This is a genomic window from Frigoribacterium sp. 2355 (genome assembly GCF_054060695.1).
The window spans coordinates 245,310-266,849 of record NZ_JBSSDL010000003.1; the positions used below are offsets into that span (position 1 = coordinate 245,310).

Annotated in this window: 22 protein-coding genes and 1 tRNA gene; 14 read left to right on the top strand and 9 right to left on the bottom strand. The window is 71.3% G+C overall.

Translation table 11 applies throughout. The features are described 5' to 3' along the window. Positions 1-83 precede the first annotated feature (83 nt). Both ACVJ1F_RS05660 and ACVJ1F_RS05665 read left to right on the top strand, forming a co-directional pair. A complete protein-coding gene (locus ACVJ1F_RS05660) occupies positions 84-1,178 on the top strand; it encodes a glycerate kinase (protein WP_456885150.1) in 1,095 nt (364 codons plus the stop codon). Continuing rightward, positions 1,175-2,041 carry a carbon-nitrogen hydrolase family protein gene (locus tag ACVJ1F_RS05665; RefSeq protein WP_456885152.1) on the top strand — a complete coding sequence of 289 codons (867 nt, stop codon included), beginning with the start codon at positions 1,175-1,177 and terminating at the stop codon, positions 2,039-2,041. Before ACVJ1F_RS05660 ends, ACVJ1F_RS05665 begins: the two co-directional genes overlap by 4 nt. Here ACVJ1F_RS05665 and ACVJ1F_RS05670 read toward each other — a convergent pair. Continuing rightward, entirely contained in the window at positions 2,027-3,226 is a 1,200-nt protein-coding gene (locus ACVJ1F_RS05670; protein ID WP_456885154.1) for an aminotransferase class I/II-fold pyridoxal phosphate-dependent enzyme, read from the bottom strand. The two genes, ACVJ1F_RS05665 and ACVJ1F_RS05670, sit on opposite strands and share 15 nt — an antisense overlap. A 144-nt stretch (positions 3,227-3,370) precedes the next feature. Between ACVJ1F_RS05670 and ACVJ1F_RS05675 the strand changes: the two genes are divergently transcribed. From ACVJ1F_RS05675 to ACVJ1F_RS05700, 6 genes are all read left to right on the top strand, one after another. Continuing rightward, positions 3,371-5,092: a trypsin-like peptidase domain-containing protein gene (locus tag ACVJ1F_RS05675; protein WP_456885156.1), complete on the top strand. Its 1,722-nt coding sequence runs from the start codon at positions 3,371-3,373 to the stop codon at positions 5,090-5,092. A gap of 149 nt (positions 5,093-5,241) precedes the next feature. Then, positions 5,242-6,285: a glycosyltransferase family 2 protein gene (locus ACVJ1F_RS05680; RefSeq protein WP_173152696.1), complete on the top strand. Its 1,044-nt coding sequence runs from the start codon at positions 5,242-5,244 to the stop codon at positions 6,283-6,285. A 6-nt stretch (positions 6,286-6,291) separates the two neighbouring features. Beyond that, positions 6,292-7,098: a CDP-alcohol phosphatidyltransferase family protein gene (locus ACVJ1F_RS05685; protein ID WP_456885157.1), complete on the top strand. Its 807-nt coding sequence runs from the start codon at positions 6,292-6,294 to the stop codon at positions 7,096-7,098. After that, positions 7,095-7,982 carry a glycosyltransferase family 2 protein gene (locus ACVJ1F_RS05690; protein ID WP_159828665.1) on the top strand — a complete coding sequence of 296 codons (888 nt, stop codon included), beginning with the start codon at positions 7,095-7,097 and terminating at the stop codon, positions 7,980-7,982. The genes ACVJ1F_RS05685 and ACVJ1F_RS05690 overlap by 4 nt, the downstream gene beginning before the upstream one ends. A 52-nt stretch (positions 7,983-8,034) precedes the next feature. Further along, positions 8,035-9,339 (top strand): CDP-glycerol glycerophosphotransferase family protein, encoded by a 1,305-nt coding sequence (locus ACVJ1F_RS05695; protein ID WP_456885159.1) that lies wholly within the window; start codon positions 8,035-8,037, stop codon positions 9,337-9,339. Positions 9,340-9,438: 99 nt separating this feature from the next. After that, the gene (locus tag ACVJ1F_RS05700; protein ID WP_056048603.1) at positions 9,439-9,744 is read left to right on the top strand and encodes a helix-turn-helix domain-containing protein; all 306 of its coding nucleotides are present in this window, start codon (positions 9,439-9,441) and stop codon (positions 9,742-9,744) included. Positions 9,745-9,794: 50 nt separating this feature from the next. On the opposite strand, the gene ACVJ1F_RS05705 is transcribed toward ACVJ1F_RS05700, so the two are convergent. The 5 genes from ACVJ1F_RS05705 to ACVJ1F_RS05725 form a co-directional block, all read right to left on the bottom strand. Beyond that, the gene (locus tag ACVJ1F_RS05705; protein WP_200412305.1) at positions 9,795-10,076 is read right to left on the bottom strand and encodes a hypothetical protein; all 282 of its coding nucleotides are present in this window, start codon (positions 10,074-10,076) and stop codon (positions 9,795-9,797) included. A gap of 153 nt (positions 10,077-10,229) precedes the next feature. Further along, positions 10,230-11,033, bottom strand: a complete 804-nt coding sequence (locus ACVJ1F_RS05710) for a hypothetical protein (RefSeq protein WP_456885162.1) — start codon at positions 11,031-11,033, stop codon at positions 10,230-10,232. A gap of 9 nt (positions 11,034-11,042) precedes the next feature. After that, positions 11,043-11,804 carry an ABC transporter ATP-binding protein gene (locus ACVJ1F_RS05715; RefSeq protein ID WP_123571534.1) on the bottom strand — a complete coding sequence of 254 codons (762 nt, stop codon included), beginning with the start codon at positions 11,802-11,804 and terminating at the stop codon, positions 11,043-11,045. Beyond that, positions 11,804-12,601 carry an ABC transporter permease gene (locus ACVJ1F_RS05720; protein WP_456885164.1) on the bottom strand — a complete coding sequence of 266 codons (798 nt, stop codon included), beginning with the start codon at positions 12,599-12,601 and terminating at the stop codon, positions 11,804-11,806. Before ACVJ1F_RS05720 ends, ACVJ1F_RS05715 begins: the two co-directional genes overlap by 1 nt. Positions 12,602-12,663: 62 nt before the next feature. Continuing rightward, a complete protein-coding gene (locus ACVJ1F_RS05725; RefSeq protein WP_159827048.1) occupies positions 12,664-13,377 on the bottom strand; it encodes a phosphocholine cytidylyltransferase family protein in 714 nt (237 codons plus the stop codon). Between the two features lie 264 nt (positions 13,378-13,641). On the opposite strand from ACVJ1F_RS05725, the gene ACVJ1F_RS05730 reads away from it, so the two are divergent. Genes ACVJ1F_RS05730 through ACVJ1F_RS05740 form a run of 3 tightly spaced genes read left to right on the top strand, consistent with a single transcriptional unit; the run spans position 13,642 to position 16,887 of the window. Continuing rightward, complete coding sequence (locus tag ACVJ1F_RS05730) at positions 13,642-15,060, top strand: ABC transporter ATP-binding protein (protein WP_456885165.1); 1,419 nt, start codon at positions 13,642-13,644, stop codon at positions 15,058-15,060. Further along, on the top strand, positions 15,036-16,601 hold the full coding sequence (locus ACVJ1F_RS05735) for an ABC transporter permease (protein WP_456885166.1): 1,566 nt from the start codon (positions 15,036-15,038) through the stop codon (positions 16,599-16,601). The genes ACVJ1F_RS05730 and ACVJ1F_RS05735 overlap by 25 nt, the downstream gene beginning before the upstream one ends. A 25-nt stretch (positions 16,602-16,626) precedes the next feature. Continuing rightward, positions 16,627-16,887: a DUF3039 domain-containing protein gene (locus ACVJ1F_RS05740; protein ID WP_056048588.1), complete on the top strand. Its 261-nt coding sequence runs from the start codon at positions 16,627-16,629 to the stop codon at positions 16,885-16,887. A gap of 13 nt (positions 16,888-16,900) precedes the next feature. Here the strand turns inward: ACVJ1F_RS05740 and ACVJ1F_RS05745 are convergent, their stop codons facing one another. After that, positions 16,901-18,151, bottom strand: coding sequence for a nicotinate phosphoribosyltransferase (locus ACVJ1F_RS05745; RefSeq protein WP_456885256.1), 1,251 nt, complete (start codon positions 18,149-18,151; stop codon positions 16,901-16,903). 105 nt (positions 18,152-18,256) lie between these two features. Between ACVJ1F_RS05745 and murI the strand changes: the two genes are divergently transcribed. The 3 genes from murI to ACVJ1F_RS05760 all read left to right on the top strand — a co-directional run bounded on the left by murI (position 18,257) and on the right by ACVJ1F_RS05760 (position 20,553). After that, on the top strand, positions 18,257-19,111 hold the full coding sequence (gene murI, locus ACVJ1F_RS05750; RefSeq protein ID WP_173152677.1) for a glutamate racemase: 855 nt from the start codon (positions 18,257-18,259) through the stop codon (positions 19,109-19,111). Between the two features lie 72 nt (positions 19,112-19,183). Next, on the top strand, positions 19,184-19,930 hold the full coding sequence (rph, locus tag ACVJ1F_RS05755) for a ribonuclease PH (protein ID WP_456885168.1): 747 nt from the start codon (positions 19,184-19,186) through the stop codon (positions 19,928-19,930). Next, positions 19,927-20,553, top strand: a complete 627-nt coding sequence (locus tag ACVJ1F_RS05760) for a non-canonical purine NTP pyrophosphatase (RefSeq protein WP_456885170.1) — start codon at positions 19,927-19,929, stop codon at positions 20,551-20,553. The genes rph and ACVJ1F_RS05760 overlap by 4 nt, the downstream gene beginning before the upstream one ends. 62 nt (positions 20,554-20,615) lie before the next feature. On the opposite strand, the gene ACVJ1F_RS05765 is transcribed toward ACVJ1F_RS05760, so the two are convergent. Next, positions 20,616-21,323 carry a DedA family protein gene (locus ACVJ1F_RS05765; RefSeq protein ID WP_456885172.1) on the bottom strand — a complete coding sequence of 236 codons (708 nt, stop codon included), beginning with the start codon at positions 21,321-21,323 and terminating at the stop codon, positions 20,616-20,618. Positions 21,324-21,432: 109 nt separating this feature from the next. Then, positions 21,433-21,514 (bottom strand) — tRNA-Leu (locus tag ACVJ1F_RS05770). Between the last annotated feature and the right edge of the window lie 26 nt (positions 21,515-21,540).

The following is a 21,540-nucleotide window of genomic DNA, read 5'->3' on the forward strand; positions in this document are numbered from 1 at the left end:
GTCGAATGACCGGGGCCTTCTTCGTGTCCTCGTGCGCGTGATCGGGTCTGTGCCCCGGCCGCCGATCATGCCAAGGTTGAGGCATGTCGAGACTCCGGGTGGTCATCGCGCCCGATTCGTTCAAGGGAACCCTCGGCGCACCAGAGGTGGCGGCAGCACTCGCCGCCGGCTGGTCACGATCACGGCCGGACGACGTCGTCGTCACCCTGCCGTTGGCGGACGGTGGCGAGGGCACCCTCGACGCGTTCGAGCGGGCGTGCCCCGGGAGCGTTCGCCACGAGAGCGTCGTGGAGGGCCCTGACGGCCGCCGGGTCGACGCCCCCTGGCTCACGCTGCCCGACGGCACGGCCGTCGTCGAGCTCGCCTCGTCCTGCGGGCTAGGCCTGCTGAGCTCGCCCGCGCCGCACGACGCGAACACCCGCGGCCTGGGTGGCGTCATCCGTGCGGCCGTCGACGCCGGAGCCACCCGACTCGTCGTCGGCCTCGGAGGCAGCGCGTCGACGGACGGGGGAGCGGGCGCTCTGACGATCCTCGGTGCCCGCATCGTGGATTCCCTGGGGGAGCCCGTCGCCTCGGGCAACCACGGCCTCACGACAGCCGCCCGGGTCGATCTGTCGGGTCTCATCGCCCTCCCGCCCGACGGCGTCACGCTGTTGGTCGACGTCGACAGCCCCCTGCTCGGTCCCGACGGTGCCGCGGTCGTGTTCGGGCCGCAGAAGGGTGCCTCCGTCGACGACGTCCTCGCACTCGAGCAGGGGCTCGAGCGATTCGCGAGCCTCGTCGACGTCGATCCCACGACGCCCGGGGCCGGGGCCGCAGGAGGAACGGGTTTCGGTCTGCTCGCCTGGGGTGCCCGTCTGCAACCCGGAGCGGTCGCCGTCGCCGAGACGGTCCGTCTCGCCGAGGCCCTGGCCCACGGTGACGTCGTCGTCACGGGAGAAGGATCGTTCGACGGTCAGACCGCCGCCGGGAAGACCGTGTCGCTCGTGCGTCGGATGGCCGACGCCGTCGGAGTACCGGTCGTCCTCGTCGCCGGTGAGGTCGACGCGCCTGCGGACGGCTTCGTCGACGTCGTCTCGACCACGCAGGTGGCCGGGGGCGTCGCCGAGTCCACGACCCGCGCCTCCTACTGGGTGGGCGAGGCCGCCGCCCAGGTGGCGGGGCGGTGGGCGCGATGAGCGCCGGCAGGACGCCCGAGGTCGTCGTCGCGGTCGTGCAGACCGCGCCCGGCGACGACCCGGCGCGCAACCGGCGGACCATCACGGACCTCACCGAGGAGGCGCTCCGCCGCGGAGCACAGGTGGTGGTCTTCCCCGAGTACTCGTCGTATTTTTCTCCCGACCTGGGCCCGACGTACCTCGAGGCCGCGGAACCCACGGACGGGCCCTTCGTGCGCCACCTGACCGCGCTGGCCGACCGGCTCGGCGTCGTGGTCGTCGCCGGCCTCGTCGCCGTCTCGCCCGACCCGGCCCGGTTCGAGAACCTGCTCGTGGCCGTGGCGCCCGGTCGGGGCGTCGTCGCCCGCTACTCGAAGCAGCACCTCTACGACGCGTTCGGTGGGCAGGAGTCCCGGTGGATCGTGCCGGGCCCGTTGGCCGTCGCCGCGACCTTCGAGGTCGGCGGGCTCGTCTTCGGTTTGCAGACCTGCTACGACCTGCGGTTCCCCGAGGTCACGCGGACGCTCGTCGACGCCGGGGCCGACGTCGTCCTGATGCCGGCCGAATGGGTGCGCGGGCCGCTCAAGCAGCACCACTGGACGACCCTCCTGACCGCTCGTGCGCTCGAGAACACCGTGTACGTCGCCGCCGCGGACCACGCACCGCCGATCGGCGTGGGCTGCAGCACGATCGTCGACCCGACGGGCGTGGCCGTCGCCTCGGTCGGGGACGAGGTCGACGTCATGGCAGTGGCCAGGGTCTCGGCCGACCGGATCGCCGCCGTGCGGCGCCTGAACCCGTCCCTGGCCCTGCGTCGGTACGACGTGGTCCCGCGCCGCGTGGGGGCCGGCGAGACCTCCACGGAGCGCTCAGACCGAGAGTGACGCGAGTCGGGCCGCGGCCTGCTCGAGCACCTCGACGCGCTTGCAGAAGGCGAAGCGGACGAGGGACGACTGCTCGGCGGCGAGCGCCGGGTGGCAGAAGGCGCTGATCGGCAACCCGACGACTCCGACCGATTCCGGGAGGCGCCGGCAGAGCTCGGCCGCGTCGTCGAATCCCAGCGGAGCGGCGTCGGCGACCACGAAGTACGAGCCGCGGCTCGCGCGCACCGCGAAGCCGGCCCGACGCAGCCCGTCCGACAGCACGTCTCGCTTGTGGGCCAGCGTGCGAGCGATCCCGTCGAAATAGGCGTCGGGAAGTCCGAGTCCGACGGCGATCGCGGGCTGGAAGACCGAGCCGTTCACGAAGGTCAGGTACTGCTTGACGGCGACGATGCGGTCGACGAGTTCGGCCGGACCGGTCAGCCAGCCGATCTTCCACCCCGTCGTGTTGAAGGTCTTGCCTCCCGACGAGATGCTGATCGTCCGGGCCGCCGCCCCGGGCAGGGTGGCGAACGGCACGTGTGCCGCTCCGTCGAAGAGCAGGTGCTCGTAGACCTCGTCGGTGACGACGAGCGCGTCGTGCTCGACGGCGAGTTCGAGCAGGAGGCGCCTGGTCGCGTCGTCGAGGACGCTGCCCGTGGGGTTGTGCGGGTCGTTCAGCACGACGAGGCGGGTGCGCGGACCGAAGGCCCGCCGCAGTTCGTCCGGGTCGACGACCGAGTCCGGACCCCGGAGCGGGACGGTGACGTGGACGCCGCCCGCGAGCCCGATGACGGCTCCGTACGCATCGTAGAAGGGCTCGAGCGTCACCACCTCGTCACCGCGGTCGACGAAGGCCAGGATCGTGGCCGCCAGCGCCTCGGTCGCCCCCGCGGTCACGAGCACCTCGCGTCGCGGATCGAGGTCGATGCCGTAGAACCGCCTCTGGTGGGCGACGACGGCGTCGAGGAGGACGGGCATGCCCCGGCCCGGCGGGTACTGGTTGAGGCCCGAGCGCAGTGCCTCGTGCGCCGCCTCGAGGACCTCGACCGGACCGTCCTCGTCGGGGTATCCCTGCCCGAGGTTGATGCTGTCCGTCGCCGTGGCGAGCGCCGACATCTCGGCGAAGATGGTCGGGGCGAGTCGACCGGCGGCGTCGAGGAGCATGGCGCCGCTCGCCGCGCGTTGCCAGGGTGCTTGAGGAGTCATGATCCCGTCACCGTAGCCGCGGTGGAGGGGCTCGGGGGAGGTCCCGTCCAGCCCCCGCATAAGCTGGGCGCAGTCCGCTCACAGGCTCGCCGTATGATCCGCCCAGCTTGGGCGACCAGGCTGTCAGGGCTTGGAAGGAGCACCATGACCGACACCCCCCGCCACGACGACGCCGACGACGGCGCACCGCGCACGCCCGAGGGCACCGCCGACGGTTCGCAGGGCGTCCCGGGCGACGACCGGGCCACGAACGACGGTGCCCAGCCCACGACGCCGTACCCGGCGGACCAGGGCGTCACCTACGGTGCCCCGCCTCTCCCCGGCAGCACGCCGCGAGCGGGCGAGTTCGAGTCCGGCCCCGACGGGCGCCGGAACGACGACACGCAGCCTCGACCCGGCTCGTTCCCGCATCCGTCGTCCTACCAGCAGGCGGGTCCCTACCAGCAGCCGGGTTCGTACCAGCAGTCCGGGGACCCTCAGCAGCCCGGTCCCTACCAGCAGCCCGGTTCGTATCAGCAACCCGGGTCGTACCAGCAGCCGTCCTCCTACCAGCAGCCCGGTTCATACCAGCAGGCCGGGACCGACCCCTATCGACAGCCGGACTCCGACCCGTCGGCGTTCGCGTACGACACCACGAACTCGTATGCGGCGGCTGGTTGGCAGGCGCCTGCGGAGAAACCGAAGAAGAGCCGGCGTGGTGCGGGGTCCGTCGCGGCGGCCCTGCTGGTCGGCGTCCTCGTCGGAGGCGCGGCGGGCGGCGGCGTCGCCGCGGTGCTGTCCCGCGACTCCGGGGCCGGCGTCTCGGCCACGGGTCAGTCGCGAGACCTGACGGTCAACGACTACGACGACGCGACGGTCGTCACGGCCGTGGCAGCGAAGGCCACGAAATCGGTCGTCACGATCAACGTGACGGCGGGCGAGTCCGGCGGCACCGGTTCGGGCGTCATCCTGAGCGACGACGGCTACATCGTCACGAACACGCACGTCGTCACCCTCGACGGGGCCAGTGCGTCGGGTTCCGTCACCGTCACGCTCAGCGACGGCAGCATCCTGCCGGCCGAGGTCGTGGGCCTCGACCCCACCGTCGACCTCGCCGTGCTGAAGGTCGACGCGACCGGGCTCACCCCCATCGACTTCGCCGACTCGTCGGAGCTGAACGTCGGCGACACCGCCGTGGCCATCGGTGCACCGCTCGGTCTGTCGAACACGGTGACCGACGGCATCGTCTCGACCCTCAACCGCAGCATCACCGTGCAGTCCTCGGCCGCCCCGACGGACGGCAGCGACCAGGGCCAGCAGAACGACAACAACGGCCAGGGGCCCTTCTCCTTCAACAACGGCGACGGCGGCACGCAGAACCAGGCCAGCTCGGTCATCTCGCTGCCGGTCATCCAGACCGACGCGTCGATCAACCCGGGCAACTCGGGCGGTGCGCTGCTCGATTCGCAAGGAGAGCTGATCGGCCTCAACGTCGCCATCGCCAGTTCCGGAGAATCGTCCGGCAGCATCGGCGTCGGGTTCTCGGTGCCGTCGAACCTCGTGCAGCGCGTCGCCAAAGAGATCATGGCGAACGGGAAGGCCAGCCACGGCCTCCTCGGCGCCAGCGTGAACGACGCCACGAGCGACGCGGCCGCCACCCGGGTCGGGGCGCTCATCGTCCAGCTCAGCCCCGGTGGTGCGGCGCAGAACGCCGGCCTGCGGCAGGGCGACGTCGTGACCGAGTTCAACGGCGTGCCGATCAGCGACCGGACGGACCTCACGGCGCAGGTCCGGTTCCTCGCCGGTGGCGCGACGGCCGACCTCACCTACGTCCGGGACGGGAAGACCGCCACCACGAAGGTGACCCTCGACACCTTGACCTCCTGAGGCTCCGCCCCGGTCGGTGCGGCGGGGGTCGGGACGCGACGGCGTCCCGGCCCCCGTTGGGGTGTTGCTAAGCTCGCCACGATCCCTGCGGCCGTCCGCAGTCCCGACCCGCGCCTCCCCGGCGCTCACGAGCCCGAGGAACGCGATCCATGCAAGCAGGCGACGCCACCCGACCCGGTGTCTCGTACGTCATGCCCGTCCTCAACGAAGAGCACGAGATCCGGGCGGCGGTGGAGAGCCTGCTCGACCAGGACTACGAAGGCCCGTTCGAGGTGATCCTGGCCCTCGGTCCGAGCGTCGACCGCACGAACGAGGTCGTGGCCGAGATGTCGGCGGCCGACCCGCGTGTCCGCAGCATCCCCAACCCCGTCGGTTCGACGCCTGCCGGGCTCAACGTGGCCATCCGGGCTTCGGTCCACCCCGTCACGGTCCGCGTCGACGCCCACTCGGTGCTGCCTCGCGACTACACGCGCATCGCGGTCGAGACCCTCGAACGCAGCGGGGCCGACAACGTGGGCGGCATCATGGCCGCCGTCGGGCGCACCCCCTTCGAGAAGGCCGTCGCCCGCGCCTACGGCAGTCGGGTCGGCCTCGGTGGGACGCCGCACCACGTCGGTGGGGCCGAGGGGCCGACCGACACGGCTTACCTGGGGGTGTTCCTGCGGCACCGTCTGATCGAGGTCGGCCTCTTCGACGAGGGCGTCAAGCGCGGTCAGGACTGGGAGCTCAACCGCCGGCTCCGGGCCACGGGCGGCACGGTCTGGTTCACCCCTCGGCTCGTGGTGACCTACCGTCCGCGACCGAGCCTGCGCAAGCTGGCGCGCCAGTTCGTCGCCACCGGGCTCTGGCGGGGCGAACTGGCCCGACGCTTCCCCAAGGCGAACACCGTGCGGTACCTGGTCCCTCCCGCCATGGTGCTCGGCGTGGCGCTCGGCTTGGTGGTCGGCCTGACCGGCCTGGTCGGCCTCGCCCTCGGCACCGCCCTCGGGTGGGCCACGCTCGCCCTCGTCGTACCCGGTGTCTACGTCGTCTTCGTGCTCGCGGCCGCTCTGCTCGCCGCCCGCGGCGACGACCTCCGCACCCGGCTCTGGTTTCTCGTAGTCTTGCCTTCCATCCACTTCGGGTGGGGCGTCGGCTTCGTGCTCGGCTTCCTCGACCTCACGAAGAACATCACCGCCCAGACCGGAAGGTAGCCGCCGATGACCGCGCTGCCCACCAGACCGAGCTCGATCGCCGAGCTGCGACGCGTCGCCCAGCCGCCCGAGGTGCGCAGCCGCGCGAACGCCGAGCACTGGACGGCCTCCCTGTACCTGCGCGACGTCTCGCCCTACCTGACCTGGTGGTTGCTCAAGACCAGCGTCTCGGCGAACGGCGTGACCGGGTTGATGATCCTCGTCGGCTGGTGCACCGCCCTGTCGCTGCTCGTGCCGGGCATCACCGGTGCCCTGCTCGCCCTCGTGCTGGGCCAGCTGCAGATGCTCGTCGACTGCTGCGACGGCGAAGTGGCCCGCTGGCGCGGAACGAGTTCGCCGGCCGGGGTCTTCCTCGACAAGGTCGGCCACTACTCGACCGAGGCGCTCATCCCGATCGTGCTGGGCGTCCGTGCCGCCGGGTTCCCCTTCGAGACCCCGGAGGACTTCCTCTGGACGACCGCCGGCTTCGCCCTGGCCCTCGTGATCGTGCTCAACAAGGCCCTCAACGACATGGTCCACGTCGCCCGGGCGAACGCGGGCCTCGCGCGGCTCGAAGACAAACGAGGAGGCGCGACCCAACCGAGCGGGCGCCTCCTGTCCCGACTGCGCAGCGCCGCGCGCTTCGTGCCGTTCCATCGGCTGTACCACTCGGTCGAGCTGACCGTGCTCGTCTTCCTGGCCGCGATCGTCGGCCTCGTCGTGGGCGGTGTCACCGCCGACCGCGTCCTGCTCGTCGCCCTGCTCCCGCTGTCGGTGCTGGCGTTGGTCGGCCACTTCGTCGCCATCATGGCGTCGAAGCGGGTGCGCTCCTGAGCGAGGTCCGGCCCCGGGTCGGAGTCGTGAGCCTGACCCAGGGGCGACGTCCGCGCGACCTGGCTCGGGGGTTGGCCACGATGCTGGCCCAGCGCGACGTCGAGCTCGACGTCGTCTGCGTGGTGAACGGACGAGATGCCGCGACCGCCGAGGTCGAGGTCCCGACCGGGGTCCGCCTGCTCGAACTCGCCGAGAACGTGGGCATCCCGGCCGGCCGCAACCGGGGAGCCGAAGCGGTCTCGGGCGAGTGGATCTTCTTCCTCGACGACGACGCGAGCCTGCCCTCCGAGCGGTTCCTCGCCGACGCCGTCGCGTTGATGCGGGCCCGACCCGAGATCGGGCTCCTGCAGCCGCGGGTCGTGGACCCCGACGGCGCCGCGAACCCCCGCCGCTGGACGCCTCGACTGCGCAAGGGCGACCCTCGCCGCTCGAGCGATGTGTTCTCCGTCTGGGAGGGGGCCACCCTGCTGCCGCGCGACGTCTTCGACGCCTGCGCCGGCTGGGGGGAGCCGTACTTCTACGCGCACGAGGGCATCGAGCTGGCGTGGCGGGTCTGGGCCCAGGGCAGGCGCACCTGGTACGAGGGCTCGCTCGTGGCGAACCACCCGGCCATCGACCCGGCGCGGCACGCGGACTACTACCGTCTGAACGCCCGGAACCGGGTCTGGCTCGCCAAGCGCAACCTGCCCTGGCCGTTGGTCCCCGTCTACGTCGCGTCCTGGACGGGGGTCCAGCTGCTGCGCTGGGCACGCACCCCGCAACGCCTGCGGCCCTGGTTCGCGGGCTGGGTGGAGGGGTGGCGAGAGGCGCCGGGCGGTCGACGGTCCATCGGTTGGGTAACGGTCCTCCGCATGTCCAGGGCCGGTCGACCTCCGGTCCTCTAGGCTTTCCGGGGTCCGGCGCCGATCGGGTGACGGACCGACCCGAGGAGGGCATGTGCCGCTGACCCGAGACCTGGGGCTCGCCTGGAGCCTCGCCCGCCGGGCCGTCCGTTCACGCAGCAGTCGACGTCGGCTCGAGCGCGACCCGCGGGTCGCGGTGACGCCGGCTCCGGGCACCGTGCGCGTCGCCGTCTACTTCGCCGACACGGCCGTCAACATGTACCAGATCCGCCAGTGGTACGCGCCTCTCGCCCACCTGGCCGAGACCTTCCCCGTCGCCATCGTCGTCCGTTCGCCGGGCACCATGGTGACCATGCTCGACGAGAGTCCGGTGCCGCTGGTCTACGCCCGCAAGGTGGCCGACCTCGAGGACTTCGTCGCTGCTCAGCCGCTGGCCCTGACCCTGTACGTCAACCAGAACGCCAAGAACTTCCAGATGATGCGGTACGGCCGCATGTGGCACGTCTTCGTCAACCACGGCGAGAGCGACAAGATGTACATGACGACGAACCAGTTCAAGGCCTACGACTACGCCTTCGTCGCGGGCGACGCCGCCAAGGACCGCCTCGCCGCCAAGCTCTGGGACTACGACCTCGAGAAGCGCGCCGTGCCCATCGGACGCCCGCAGGCCGACCACTTCTCGGGCGAGGTGCCCTACCCCGACGACGACCGCCTCGTCGTGCTCTACGCCCCGACCTGGGAGGGTGACCGTCCCGCGGCCGCGTACGGGTCGATCGCGACGCACGGCCTCGCCCTCGTCAGGGCCCTGCTGGCCTCGGGGCGTCACCGGGTCGTCTACCGGGCGCATCCACGAAGCGGCGTGCTCGATCCCGAGTATCGGCGAGCGCACGAGGCGATCATCCGGGCCCTCGGCGAGGCGAACGCGCGTGATCCGGACGCCCACCACGTCCACGACGTGGGGCCCGAGCTCGGCTGGCAACTGGCGGCAGCCGACGTCGCCGTGACCGACATCTCGGCGATGGTCTACGACCGCCTCGCCACGGGCCGTCCCCTCGTCGTGACCCGTCCGGTCGCCGTCGAGGCCGACGTCGACGAGTCCGGCTACCTCGGTGACGCCGAGTGGTTGACGGCCGATGGTGCGGGCGACATCGTCGCCCTCGTCGATCGGGTCGTCGACGATCCGGAGGCGCGGGGTCGCCTCGAGCACTGGGTCCGGCGTCACTTCGGTGACACGTCGCCCGGAGCGGCCACGCATCGATTCGAGAACGCGGTGGCGCGCCTCGTGCAGCTGCGTGACGACTACGCGGCGCGCCGACCGTCGACCGACGACCCACGTTCGACCGGTTCGGCGGGCGACGCCGACCAGGAGGCCGGCGACGCGGAGGCGTCCGACCTCTGACCCCCGGCACCACACTTGAGGGGTCTGAGGCACCAGGGCTTTCATGTCTCGGTGCCGTGGACTCTGGATGTCAGACGCTGAGCAGCGTATCCATGAGGCATGCCTGAACCGACGTCCGCCGCCGCCCGCCTCTTCGGAGAACGCATCCGTGACGAGCGTCTGCGGCTCGGGCTGAGCCAGGACGAGGTGGCGCACCTCGCGGGCATGAACGTGTCCAACTACGGAAAGATCGAGCGCGGCATCGGCAACCCCGTGCTGCACACGATCGTCCGTCTCGCCGTCGTGCTCGGTGTCGACCCGGGCGTGCTGGTCACCGACCTCGGGGCCGATCACCTGCCGCCCGTCCTGGAGGCCTTCACGGCCGCGGACTACGTCGCCGAGAGACGCGCTCGGCTCAGCAGCTGACCCGCCACCTCGCCGGGAGGGCTCGTCGGCCAGGGTTCCGACGACCAGGCTCAGAAACTGAACCGCCAGAGGTACTCGTCGCCGCCGGGCCGGAACCATCGCACGACGGCGATCGCACTCCGGCTCAGTTCGACGCCCAGCACGCAGAGGTCGACGGACTGGGCGGGGTCGAGTCGGGTGGTCGCGACGGGGACGAGGAGCCCGGTGCCCACGAGGGTGACCCTGACGCCCGTCACGGTCTCGGGGGAGTCGTTGACCAGCCGGTAGACGCGGGGTGCGCGGGAGCGGTCGAGGCTGAAGGGGACGGTGTAGGCAAGGGTCGACGTCGTCATGTCGTCGACCCTAGGAGCGACCGACGCGGGTCGACGCGCGTTCTTGTGGACGACGGCTGACTGGGGAGGACCCGTCAGGGGCCGGATCGCCGCCTCGCGCGAGGCCCGCGTGGCCGCCTCGCGGACGCCGGGTCGCCCTGGCGAGGGGAAAGGTCAGAGCGACAGGTCGAGGGGGAAGTCGGCAGGGGCCGCACCGAACGCCGTGCGGGCCGTCGTGACGACCTTCCGTCCGAGGAGGTGGTTGCCCGTCCCTCCGACGACGGCACCGATGCCGAACGGGAGGGCCCTGCCGAGGACGGAAGCCCCCTGCGACGCGGCGAACCGTCGGATGAACTGCTTGCGGATCGTGTCGGTCAGGCCACTCATCGCCGCCTTGGGCAGCTTGGAGGTCACGAGCTCGCCCCAGAACGCGGTCCTGGCCGGGGCCGTCCCCATGGCCTCGCCCGCGAACTGACGGACGAGGCTGGCACCCGGGCCGCCGAGAAGCATCGCCATGACGAGGGCCCGGGCCCGGTCGGGGTCCGAGACGGCGATGCCGTGGACCTCGGTCACGGACTGCGCGAAGAGGGCGCTCGCCTCGAGGAAGCCCGCGGTCTCGACACCCGAGAGGGCCAACGACACGCCCCAGCCGACACCGGGGATCACGGCGCTGGCCCCGACGGCGGCCCCGCCGGTCGTCACCGCGGCGAGGTACTCGCGTTCGAGGATGGTGATCAGCTTCTGTGGCGTCGCCTTCTTGTGCCGACGGCGCAGCGTGGCGACGTGCTTGACGACCACCGGACGTTGGACGGCCAGCAGCTTGTCGAGACGGCGCACCCAGGCGGTGTCCTCGGACCTGTCGGGCGCGGACGTCTGATAGTGGTACTCGGTCGAGTTCCCGGCATCACGGGCGACGAGTCGTCCGTCCGCCGTCGAGGCGTCGTGGTCGGGGCTGTGGGGCTGACTGCGTTCGGGCACTCCTCGACCCTACGCCGAGGGGCGGGGAGGGTGATCGGTGGCGTACCGGGCCAGGGCGTCGTCGAGTGGGCCGTCGAACACCAGGGCGCCCTTGTCGAGGTAGAGGCCCCGTCGGCAGAACCGTTTGAGGTCGCGTTCGTTGTGCGACACGAGGAAGAGCGTGCGACCGTCGGCGAGCATCTCGCCGATCCGGGCGTAGCACTTCTCACGGAACGCCTTGTCGCCCACGGCGAGCACCTCGTCGACCAGCACGACGGGCTCCTCGAGCCGCGAGATGACGGCGAACGCGATGCGGACCTTCATTCCGCTCGAGAGGTGTTTGTAGGGCGTGTCGACGAAGTCGCCGATCTCGGCGAACTCGATGATCTCGTCGAAGCGCCGGTCGATCTCGGGGCGGGACATGCCGTGGAGGCCGGCGGTCAGGTACACGTTCTCCCGGACGGTGAGGTCGGCGACGAAGCCACCGGTGATCTCGATGAGCGGCGCGACGCCGCCCGTCACCTCGACGGTGCCGGTGTCGGGCAGGATCACCTCGGCCACCAGCTTCAGCAACGTCGATTTGCCCTGGCCGTTGCGTCCCACGACGCCGATGGCCTCGCCCGGCTGCACCTCGAAGCTGATGTCGCGCAGGGCCCAGAACTCGCCCGGCCGGGACCGTCTGCCGCTGTCGGCGAAGAGGTCCTTGAACGACCGTCGGCCACGTCGGTTGCGGCGGAAGCGGATGCCGACCCCGTCGACGCGGATCACGGGGCGAGGTCCGGCGACGGTCATCAGATCTCCTTCAGGACGGCACGTTCGCTGGCTCGGAAGACGAGCAGCCCGACCGCCAGGACCACGAAGCACACGCCTCCGCCGACGAGCACCTCGGTGAGGTCGAACTGCTCCGGGAAGAACGCCGACCGGTAGAGGCCGAAGATGCCGCTCAGCGGGTTGAACGCCGCCAGCAGGTGGAGGCTCTCGGGAAGGTCCTGGGTGCCGTAGATGATGGGCGAGGCGTAGAAGGCGAACCGGAGGGCGAGCTTCGTGGCGCGCTCCAGGTCGCGGAAGAACACGACGAGCGGCGCGACGATCAGCCCCACCCCGGCGACGAGCACGGTCTGCATGACCATGGCTAAGGGGAAGAACACCACCTGCCACTGCAGGTGCGCGCCGCCCACGACGGCGAACAAGGCCAGGACGGGAAGGCTGAGGGCGAACTCGATGCCCTTCGAGCCGACGAGCCGGAACACCCAGATCGTCCGGGGGATCTTGGTCGACCGGACGAGCTTCGCCTCACGGATGAACGCCCGGGTGCTGTCGGACACCGCACCGTTGAACCACATCCAGGGCAGGAGGCCCGAGAGCAGGAAGACGATGTACGGCTCGTCGCCGACCGACCGCTTGAAGACGACCGAGAAGACGAAGAAGTAGATGCCCGACATGACGAGCGGGTCGAGGATCGACCAGAAGTAGCCGAGTTTCGACGTCGAGTACCGGACCTTGAGGTCGCGGCTCGTCAGCAGCCACAGCGTCTGACGGTACCGCGCGAAGCCGCTACGACGGGGCCGTTCGGCCAGGTCAGTGCTCACGGACGTCCTTCTCGTTCAGGACACCAGGCACCCGGCGCTCAGCCGTCGGGAGACGGCTCGGTTCAGACGAACAGGTTCGCGCGCTCGAGGTCTTCGGCGAAGTCGACCTCGACGGCGTAGAGGTCGGAGATGTCCACGGGCTCAAAGCGTAGCCCGTCCTGGCCGATGGCCAGTTCGATGCCACGCTCGAAGTAGTCCTGGTTGTCGACCTTCGAGAGCTGGTGCATGAGCGTCGCCTTGTCGGCCTTCGACACGAAGTTGATGCCGACGGCCTCGCCCAGACCACCCTTGACCTGCTTGGACAACTCGGCGATGTAGCCCTCGGCATCGGTCGTGTACTTGACCTCTTCGTCGGACACCTTCGAGGTGTTGACGGTGACGAACGACTGGTCGTCGCGGACCAGGCGGGCCGCGCGAGTCAGGGCCGTGGGGTCGAAGACGACGTCGCCGTTCATCCACAGGACGCCACCGGAGGCGCTGGCCCGCAGGGCGCGGAGCAGGCTCTTCGACGTGTTCGTCTGGTCGTACATCTCGTTGTAGACGAACGAGGCCGACGGGAACGCCTCGACGATGTGCTCGAACTTGTAGCCCACGACGACGGTCACCCGGGCGTCGGGCCCGAAGGCGGCCCGGATGTTGTCGAACTGCTGCTGCATGATGGTGCGGCCGTCGTTGAGCTCGGTCAGTGCCTTGGGCAACGAGCGGCCGAGGCGGCTGCCGAGCCCGGCGGCCAGGATGACGATCTGCTGGCGGTGGTTCGTGTCGTTCTTGCTCACGCTGGTCTCCTCACAAGGGGCGAGCCCATGCGGGACGGGCTCTGCGGTGGCCCCGGCGGTGCGGACCGGACCCGTCTCTGGGTGCGATTCGCCTCGTGTTCGAGCGGTGTTCACCGCGGAGCATCGATCTGGACACGTCGTCGTGCTGTTGCAGACTACCCGATGGGGCCAGGAGCGGCCAGGGACCGTGCCCGAAGCGTGTCCGTTTCGTGATATGAGTCACCCGTCGACCGGTCGGCGTCGCGGCCTTGGTACGGTGGGGCGATGGCTGGACGGCGCGAGGACGAAGTGGGTGACATCGCCCCCGACTCAACACCGGGTGACGACACGGTCGGAGCGGTGGGCGCGTCCGACCAGGGGGAGAACACAGTGGACGACGACTCGACGACCGCGGGGGACGTGGCCGAGGGGACGGCTGAGTCGACGGAGGCCGCGACGCCCCGCGTCCCGGTGACGAAGTCGTCGACCGCCCGCAAGCCTTCGGCACCCCGGAAGCCCTCGTCGCCCCGCAAACCCTCGCAGCGCACCGCCGCCGACCGGTCGGCAGCGGCCAAGAAGGCAGCAGCGACCCGTGCCGCGAACGCGCGCGCCCGGGCCGAGGCGGCGGCGAAGGCCGCGGAAGAAGAGGTCGTCGCCGAACTCGCCGACGCGGGTGCCACGACGGATGGTACGGTCGTCGTCCCCGTCTCGGCCGACGACTACTTCGGCGACGCCCTGACGGCCGAGGAGGAATCGGCGGTCGCCCCGGACGACACGCTCGCCGCCGACGCACCGACGACCGCCGGCGCGACCGCCCCGGCCGACGAGGCCACCGTCGAGGTCCCCGAGGCCGAGGCCGAGACCGAGGCCGACGACGTCGAGGCCGCCGAGGCCCTCGACAGCGAGGGCGACGTCCGACCGACCCGCCAGGTCGACGTCGAGGCGCCCGTCGTGCTGTCGATCTCAGGGCTCATGAAGCGCTACGGCGGCACGGTCGCCGTCGAGAACGTCGACCTCGAGGTGCGGGCCGGGTCGTTCTACGGCATCGTCGGTCCGAACGGGGCCGGCAAGACGACGACCCTGTCGATCGTGACCGGCCTCCTGCGTCCCGACGCCGGCACCGTGACCGTCCTCGGGGCCGACGTCTGGCGAGACCCGGCCGCGGCGAAGCGAAGCCTCGGCGTCCTCCCCGACCGCCTGCGGCTCTTCGACCGGCTGACGGGTGCCCAGCTCCTCTACTATTCCGCGACCCTGCGGGGGCTCGACGGCGTCACGGCGCGCAAGCGCTCCTCCGACCTCGCGACCGCGTTCGGGCTCCACGACGCGCTCGGCCGTCTCGTCAGCGACTACTCCGTGGGCATGACGAAGAAGATCGCCCTGGCCGCCGCGATCATCCACTCGCCCCGGGTCCTCGTCCTCGACGAGCCCTTCGAATCGGTCGACCCCGTCTCGGCCGCGACCGTGACGGACGTCCTGCAGCGCTACGTGGCCGGGGGCGGGACGGTGCTGCTCTCGAGCCACAGCATGGACCTGGTCGAGCGCATCTGCGACAGCGTCGCGGTGATCGTCGACGGCCACGTGCTCGCCAGCGGCACGGTCGACGAGGTCCGGGCCGGACGCTCCCTCGAGCAGCGGTTCGTCGAGCTCGCCGGCGGGCGCGCGGTCACGGAGGGCATGGAATGGTTGCAGAACTTCTCCGACTGAGGCTCCAGACGATCGGCAACACGGTCCGCTTCGGGCCCCGCCGACTGACCGTCGCCGTGGCGTCCGTGCTGGCCGTGCTGATCGTGACCATCGCGGTCGCGAGCCTCGTGAGCGGCCTGCGTGATGCGCCCCTCGACGACGTGCGCGCCCTCGCGGTCGGCGGGGGAGCCCTCCTGCTGGTCGGATTCGCCGTCGTCCCCTTCGCGACGGTCCGTCCTGCCTGGAGCGACCCCCGCCGCCTCGCCGTCCTCGGTGTGCCCGAGGGGCGGGCGGCGATCGGACTCGCGCTCGGTGCCGCGGTCGGACTCCCCACGCTGGCCCTGCTGGTCCTCTCGACCGGGTACGTCCGGGCCTGGGGCGAGGGCACCGGCGTCGCCGCCGTCGCGGTCGTGGGGGCACTCGTCGCCGGCGTCACCGCGCTGTTGCTGGCCCTCGTGGCCTCGACGCTGAACAGCGTCGTCCTGACCTCCCGTCGCGGTCGCGAACTCGCACTCGTCGGTGCCGTGCTCGTCGTGCTGCTCGCCGTGCCCGTGGTCGTCGACCTCGTCCGTCTCTCGCTGCCCGGCCGTTCGGGCACCGGCGTCGTCGCGGACGCCCTCGCCTGGACTCCCTTCGGAGCCGCGCTGGCGCTCCCCGGTCACGTCGCCGCAGGTCAGACCGGTCGCGTCGTGGCCGACGTCGTCATCGCCGCCGTCACGCTCGTGGCGCTCTGGCTCGCCTGGCGGGCACTCGTCGCGCGTGCGTTCGTCGACCGACCCGAGCCCGAGGAGGTCGACGACGGCGACGGACTCGGGTGGTTCGAGTACGTCAGGGCCTCGCCGACCGGAGCCGTCGCGGGCCGCAGCCTCACCTACTGGATGCGTGACGCCCGCTACCGCATGTCGCTCGTCATCATCCCGTTCCTCCCGTTGCTCGTCGTCCCCCTCGGCATCGCGGGTGTCAGCTGGAACTGGCTGGCCCTCGTCCCGGTGCCGATCATGTGCCTGATCCTGGGGTTCCTGCCGCACAACGACGTCGCCTACGACAGCACGGCGCTCTGGATGCACGTGGCGTCCGACACGCGGGGTCTGGCGGACCGGGTGGGGCGACTCGCGCCTCCTCTGCTGATCGGCGTCCCGCTCGTGGTGCTCGGCTCGGTCGTCGCCACCTGGTTGTTCGGCGACTGGCAGGCCCTGCCGTCCGAGCTGGGGGTCAGCGCCGGCTTCCTCCTCAGCGGCCTCGGTCTCTCGAGCCTGGTGTCGGCCCTCCTGCCGTACGCCACGGTCCGACCGCACGACGACCCGTTCCAGCAGCCGCAGTCGAACGGCGCGACCGCGGCCTGGGCCCAGACCGTCATGATCGGGGGAGCCGTCCTCGCCACCGCACCCGCCCTCTGGTTCGCCGGTCGCGGGCTCATCACGGGCTACCCCGCGGGTGGCACGTGGGCGCTGGTCCTCGGCGTCGGCATCGGACTCGTCGTGCTGGTCGCGGGTGTCGCCCTGGGTGCCCGGGTCTTCTCGCGGCGGGCTCCCGAGCTGCTGGCGTTCGCCCTCCGCAGCTGAGCCGAGGTCGACGTACGATGTCTGCATGACTGACACGCAGACGGGCGGCGGCCTCGACGTCATGGACCGTGAGCTCGAGAAGCTCCTGAACGACGAGGCGATCGACCCGGGCGACCACGAGCGCTTCTCGCACTACGTGAAGAAGGACAAGATCATGGAGTCCGCGTTGAGCGGCAAGCCCGTCAAGGCGCTCTGCGGCAAGAAATGGACGCCCGGTCGCGACCCCGAGAAGTTCCCGGTGTGCCCGACCTGCAGGGAGATCTACGAGAAGATGACGTCCGAGTGAGCTCGGCGCCTGATCACGCGTAGACGGTCGGCACGACCGGCTCGCCACGACCGAGCCGCAGCGCCTGGTCGGGTAGCTCGGCCACGGCCGCGGCCCGGTGGAGGCGCGCGCGGGCGACACCTTCCGGCCCGGTGTGCCGGGCGTCGATCTCGCCGGCCGTGACGAGCGGGACGTGCAGCGATCGCTCCCCGGCCGCCGTCTCCCACGACCCGATGCGGATGAGCTCGCGGGTGGCGACCCCGTCCACGATGACGCGCACGGGGGACTTCCGTCCGCCCACGGAGGCCTTGTCGGCCGACTTCTTCGCCACGGAGACCCAGTCGCCGTCGTCGCCGCGACGGGCGACCAGTTTGAAGACCATGCCGGCGGCCGGGTGGCCCGATCCCGAGACGACCGAGGTGCCGACGCCGAACGAGTCGACCGGGGCCGCGCGCAGGGCGGCGATCGTGTACTCGTCCAGGTCGTTCGTGACGGTGATCTTCGCCGCCGTCGCGCCGAGCTCGTCGAGCTGAGCGCGGACCTGCCCCACCAGCGACGGCAGGTCGCCGCTGTCGATGCGCACCGCCCCGAGCGACGGTCCGGCGACCCGGACGGCCGTGGCCACGGCTTCGGGGATGTCGTAGGTGTCGACGAGCAGGGTGGTGCCCGGCCCCAAGGTGTCGACCTGGGCGCGGAAGGCGTCCTCCTCGGTGTCGTGCAACAGGGTGAACGCGTGGGCGGCGGTGCCCATCGTCGGGACGCCCCACGACCGGCCGGCCTCGAGGTTGCTCGTGGCGCCGAAGCCCGCGATGTAGGCGGCCCGGGCCGCGGCCACGGCGCTGCGTTCGCCCGTCCGCCGTGAGCCCATCTCGGCGAGCGGGCGACCGTCGGCGGCCGAGACCATGCGCGCCGCCGCGCTGGCCACGGCCGAGTCGTAGTTGAAGACGCTCAGCGCCAGGGTCTCGAGCAGCACGGCCTCGGCGAACGTCGACTGGATGACCAGTAGCGGCGACCCCGGCAGGTAGACCTCGCCCTCGGCGTAACCCCAGATGTCGCCCGAGAACCGGTAGTCGGCCAGCCAGTCAGCGGTCGTCGCGTCGACGACCCCCGCCTCGCGCAGCCAGGCCACCTCGTCGTCGCCGAACCGGAAGTCGGCGAGCAGCTCGAGGAACCGACCGGTGCCCGCGACGATGCCGTAGCGCCGCCCCTCGGGCAGACGTCGCGCGAACACCTCGAACACGCTGTCGCGGTGGGCCGTGCCCGCCTTGAGGGCGGCCTCCACCATGGTGAGCTCGTACCGGTCGGTCAACAGTGCGCTGGTCACCCCGCCAGCCTAGGCTCGCCCGGTCGTCGAGGGGGTCGCGGCTCGCGCCGGGTAGGCTTCGTGGTCGTGACGGACGCACCCATCGGAGTCTTCGACAGCGGCGTCGGCGGCCTGACCGTGTCGAGGGCGATCATCGACCAGCTGCCCCACGAGTCGATCCGCTACGTCGGCGACACGGCCCATTCGCCGTACGGGCCGAAGCCGATCGCCCAGGTGCGCGGCTATGCCCTCGCCGTGATGGACGACCTCGTCGCCCAGGGCGTCAAGTTGCTGGTCATCGCCTGCAACACCGCCTCGTCCGCGGTGCTGCGCGACGCCCGGGAGCGGTACACGATCGGCGCGGGCATCCCCGTCGTCGAGGTGATCCAGCCCGCCGTGCGCGCGGCGGTGCAGCAGACGCGCAACGGCCGCATCGGCGTCATCGGCACCGAGGGCACGATCAACTCGCGTGCCTACGAGGACGCGTTCGCGGCGGCCGCGGGTCTCGAGCTGATCACGCAGGCCTGTCCCCGCTTCGTCGAGTTCGTCGAGGCGGGCGACACGTCGAGCCCCGAGCTGCGGGCAGTCGCCGAGGGGTACCTCGCCCCGCTGCGCGACGCCGGCATCGACACCCTCGTCCTGGGCTGCACGCACTACCCCCTCATGTCGGCGGCCGTCCAGTACGTCGTGGGCCCCGACGTCCGTCTCGTGTCCAGCGCGGAAGAGACGGCAGCCGACGTCTACCGCACCCTCGTCCAGCACGGGCTCGAGCGCACCGACCGGGGCGAGCCGCACCACGAGTTCGAGGCGACCGGGCCCGACGAGAAGTCGTTCCTGCGCCTGGCCCGCCGGTTCCTGGGTCCCGAGGTCTCGCGCGTCGGGCACCTCGAGACGGGGGCGATCGAGTTGCCCCCGGGCCTCCGCACCGTCGAGCGGACCTGACCCGCGCCTCCTGCGCCCGTGGGGTCGACGACCCCGCCCGCCACCGTCCATCCCCAGCCGAGAGAAGGCACCATGACCGACACCACGAGCACGACCGTCCGCGCCGACGGGCGCAGCACGACCGACCTGCGCCCCGTCACGATCGAGACCGGGTGGAGCGCCCACGCCGAGGGCAGCGCCCTCATCACCTTCGGCGGCACGAAGGTGCTCTGCACGGCGTCCTTCACGAACGGCGTGCCCCGCTGGCTGACCGGCAAGGGCAAGGGCTGGGTCACGGCCGAGTACGCGATGCTGCCCCGGGCCACCAACTCGCGCAACGACCGCGAGAGCGTCAAGGGCAAGATCGGCGGTCGCACGCACGAGATCTCGCGCCTGATCGGCCGCAGCCTCCGCGCCGTGGTCGACACCAAGGCCCTCGGAGAGAACACGATCGTCCTCGACTGCGACGTCCTGCAGGCGGACGGCGGCACCCGCACCGCCGCGATCACGGGTGCCTACGTCGCCCTCGCCCAGGCGATCGAGTGGGGGCGCGAGAAGAAGTTCGTCGGGCAGAAGGCCACGCCCCTGACCGACAGCGTCTCCGCCGTCTCGGTGGGCATCATCGACGGCGAGCCGATGCTCGACCTCGCCTACGTCGAGGACGTCCGGGCCGAGACCGACATGAACGTCGTCGTCACGGGCAGCGGATCGTTCGTCGAGGTGCAGGGCACGGCCGAGGGCGCGCCGTTCAACCGTCGCGAGCTCGACTCGTTGCTCGACCTCGCCGTCGCCGGCGCCGTCGACCTGAGCCGCTTCCAGCGCGAGGCCCTCGGCCGATGACCCGCGTCGTCATCGCCACGCACAACCAGGGCAAGGTGGCCGAGCTCCGGCTGCTGCTCGCCGAGACGGCGCCGGGCGTCGAGCTGGTCGCCTACGACGGCCCCGAGCCGGTCGAGGACGGTGACTCGTTCGCGGCCAACGCCTTGATCAAGGCGCGCGCGGCAGCCCGTCACACCGGGCTGCCCGCCCTCGCCGACGACAGCGGGATCTCGGCGGCGGCCCTGGGCGGGGCTCCCGGCATCCACTCGGCGCGCTACGCCGGCACCCGCGACGCGGACGACAACATCGACAAGCTGCTGGCCGAGCTCGACGGTGCCGACGACCGCTCGGCGTGGTTCTCGTGCGCCGCCGCCCTCGTCGTGCCGCCGCCCGTCGGTGCCGAAGGCCCCGACGGGCCGCCCGAGGCGAGCGCGTGGGTCGAGCACGTCGAGTACGGCGAATGGCACGGCGAGGTGCTGGAGGCGCGGGTCGGCTCGAACGGGCACGGTTACGACCCCGTGTTCCGCCCCGAGGGCGAGAGCCGCAGCGCGGCCGAGCTCACCGCGGACGAGAAGAACGCCGTCAGCCATCGCTCCCGGGCGTTCCGGGCGATCGCGCCCCGGGTGGCCGCGCTCGCGGACTGAGCCGCGCGCGCCTCCTCGGGGCCCTCGGCCATCGGCCGACGGGCGCCTGGTGCCCGCGGTGGTCAGGCGTCGTGCGGCGCGGACGACACCTGCGGCGTCTCGACCTCGCCCGAGGCCTCGGCCTTCTTGGCCTGGTGCACCCCGTGGAAGTAGTGGATCGCGATGGGGATCACCGTCGCCAGCACGGCCCCGAGCAGGATGAGGTCGATGTACGAGCTGACGAAGTCCGCGACGGGCGGGATGTGTCCGATGCCGAAGCCCGCCAACGTGATGCCCATGCCCCAGACGACGGCGCCGACGGCGTTGAACAGCGAGTACCGCCGGTATCTCATGTGGCCGACTCCGGCCATGATCGGCGCGAAGGTGCGGATCACCGGGACGAACCGGGCGATGATGACGGCCATCGGGCCGAACCGCTCGAAGAAGGCGTTCGTGCGGTTGACGTTCGCGACGCTGAACAGCCCGCTCTCCTTCCGCTCGAAGATGCGGGGGCCGACCTTGTGGCCGATGAGGTAGCCGAGCTCGCCGCCGGCGAACGCGGCGATGCTGATGAAGATCGCGATCAGCCAGATCGGCAGGCCGAGGGCGCCGGGGTTCGTCGCGGCGAGGATGCCCGTGATGATCAACAGCGTGTCACCCGGGAACAGGAAGCCGATCAGCAGGCCCGTCTCTGCGAAGACGAGCAGGCAGACGCCGAGCACGGCCCACGGTCCGAAGGACGTGAGCAGGTACTCGGGGTTCAACCAGGGGATGGAGACGAGGGGCAGCATCGGGTGTTCTCCGGTCGTGGTGGCCGGCCTGCCGGTCTCGCTCAGGGTACCCGTGCGGGTGGAGGGACGTGAACCCTGGCGGGAGGGGGCACGTGACCGGCGCTCTGTGTGCGGGAGAAGGGACTTGAACCCTCACGCTCGAAAGCACAGGAACCTAAATCCTGCGTGTCTGCCAATTCCACCACTCCCGCGGCAGCACCGAGTGTACCGACGGCGA

Coding starts and splice junctions, on each gene's coding strand:
- ACVJ1F_RS05670 (WP_456885154.1), bottom strand. CDS start 3,226: ATGACTCCTCAAGCACCCTGGCAACGCGCGGCGAGCGGCGCCATGCTC.
- ACVJ1F_RS05675 (WP_456885156.1), top strand. CDS start 3,371: ATGACCGACACCCCCCGCCACGACGACGCCGACGACGGCGCACCGCGC.
- ACVJ1F_RS05760 (WP_456885170.1), top strand. CDS start 19,927: ATGACCCGCGTCGTCATCGCCACGCACAACCAGGGCAAGGTGGCCGAG.
- ACVJ1F_RS05665 (WP_456885152.1), top strand. CDS start 1,175: ATGAGCGCCGGCAGGACGCCCGAGGTCGTCGTCGCGGTCGTGCAGACC.
- ACVJ1F_RS05765 (WP_456885172.1), bottom strand. CDS start 21,323: ATGCTGCCCCTCGTCTCCATCCCCTGGTTGAACCCCGAGTACCTGCTC.
- ACVJ1F_RS05715 (WP_123571534.1), bottom strand. CDS start 11,804: ATGACCGTCGCCGGACCTCGCCCCGTGATCCGCGTCGACGGGGTCGGC.
- rph (WP_456885168.1), top strand. CDS start 19,184: ATGACCGACACCACGAGCACGACCGTCCGCGCCGACGGGCGCAGCACG.
- ACVJ1F_RS05745 (WP_456885256.1), bottom strand. CDS start 18,151: ATGGTGGAGGCCGCCCTCAAGGCGGGCACGGCCCACCGCGACAGCGTG.
- ACVJ1F_RS05705 (WP_200412305.1), bottom strand. CDS start 10,076: ATGACGACGTCGACCCTTGCCTACACCGTCCCCTTCAGCCTCGACCGC.
- ACVJ1F_RS05700 (WP_056048603.1), top strand. CDS start 9,439: ATGCCTGAACCGACGTCCGCCGCCGCCCGCCTCTTCGGAGAACGCATC.
- ACVJ1F_RS05730 (WP_456885165.1), top strand. CDS start 13,642: ATGGCTGGACGGCGCGAGGACGAAGTGGGTGACATCGCCCCCGACTCA.
- ACVJ1F_RS05680 (WP_173152696.1), top strand. CDS start 5,242: ATGCAAGCAGGCGACGCCACCCGACCCGGTGTCTCGTACGTCATGCCC.
- ACVJ1F_RS05740 (WP_056048588.1), top strand. CDS start 16,627: ATGACTGACACGCAGACGGGCGGCGGCCTCGACGTCATGGACCGTGAG.
- ACVJ1F_RS05735 (WP_456885166.1), top strand. CDS start 15,036: ATGGTTGCAGAACTTCTCCGACTGAGGCTCCAGACGATCGGCAACACG.
- ACVJ1F_RS05685 (WP_456885157.1), top strand. CDS start 6,292: ATGACCGCGCTGCCCACCAGACCGAGCTCGATCGCCGAGCTGCGACGC.
- ACVJ1F_RS05660 (WP_456885150.1), top strand. CDS start 84: ATGTCGAGACTCCGGGTGGTCATCGCGCCCGATTCGTTCAAGGGAACC.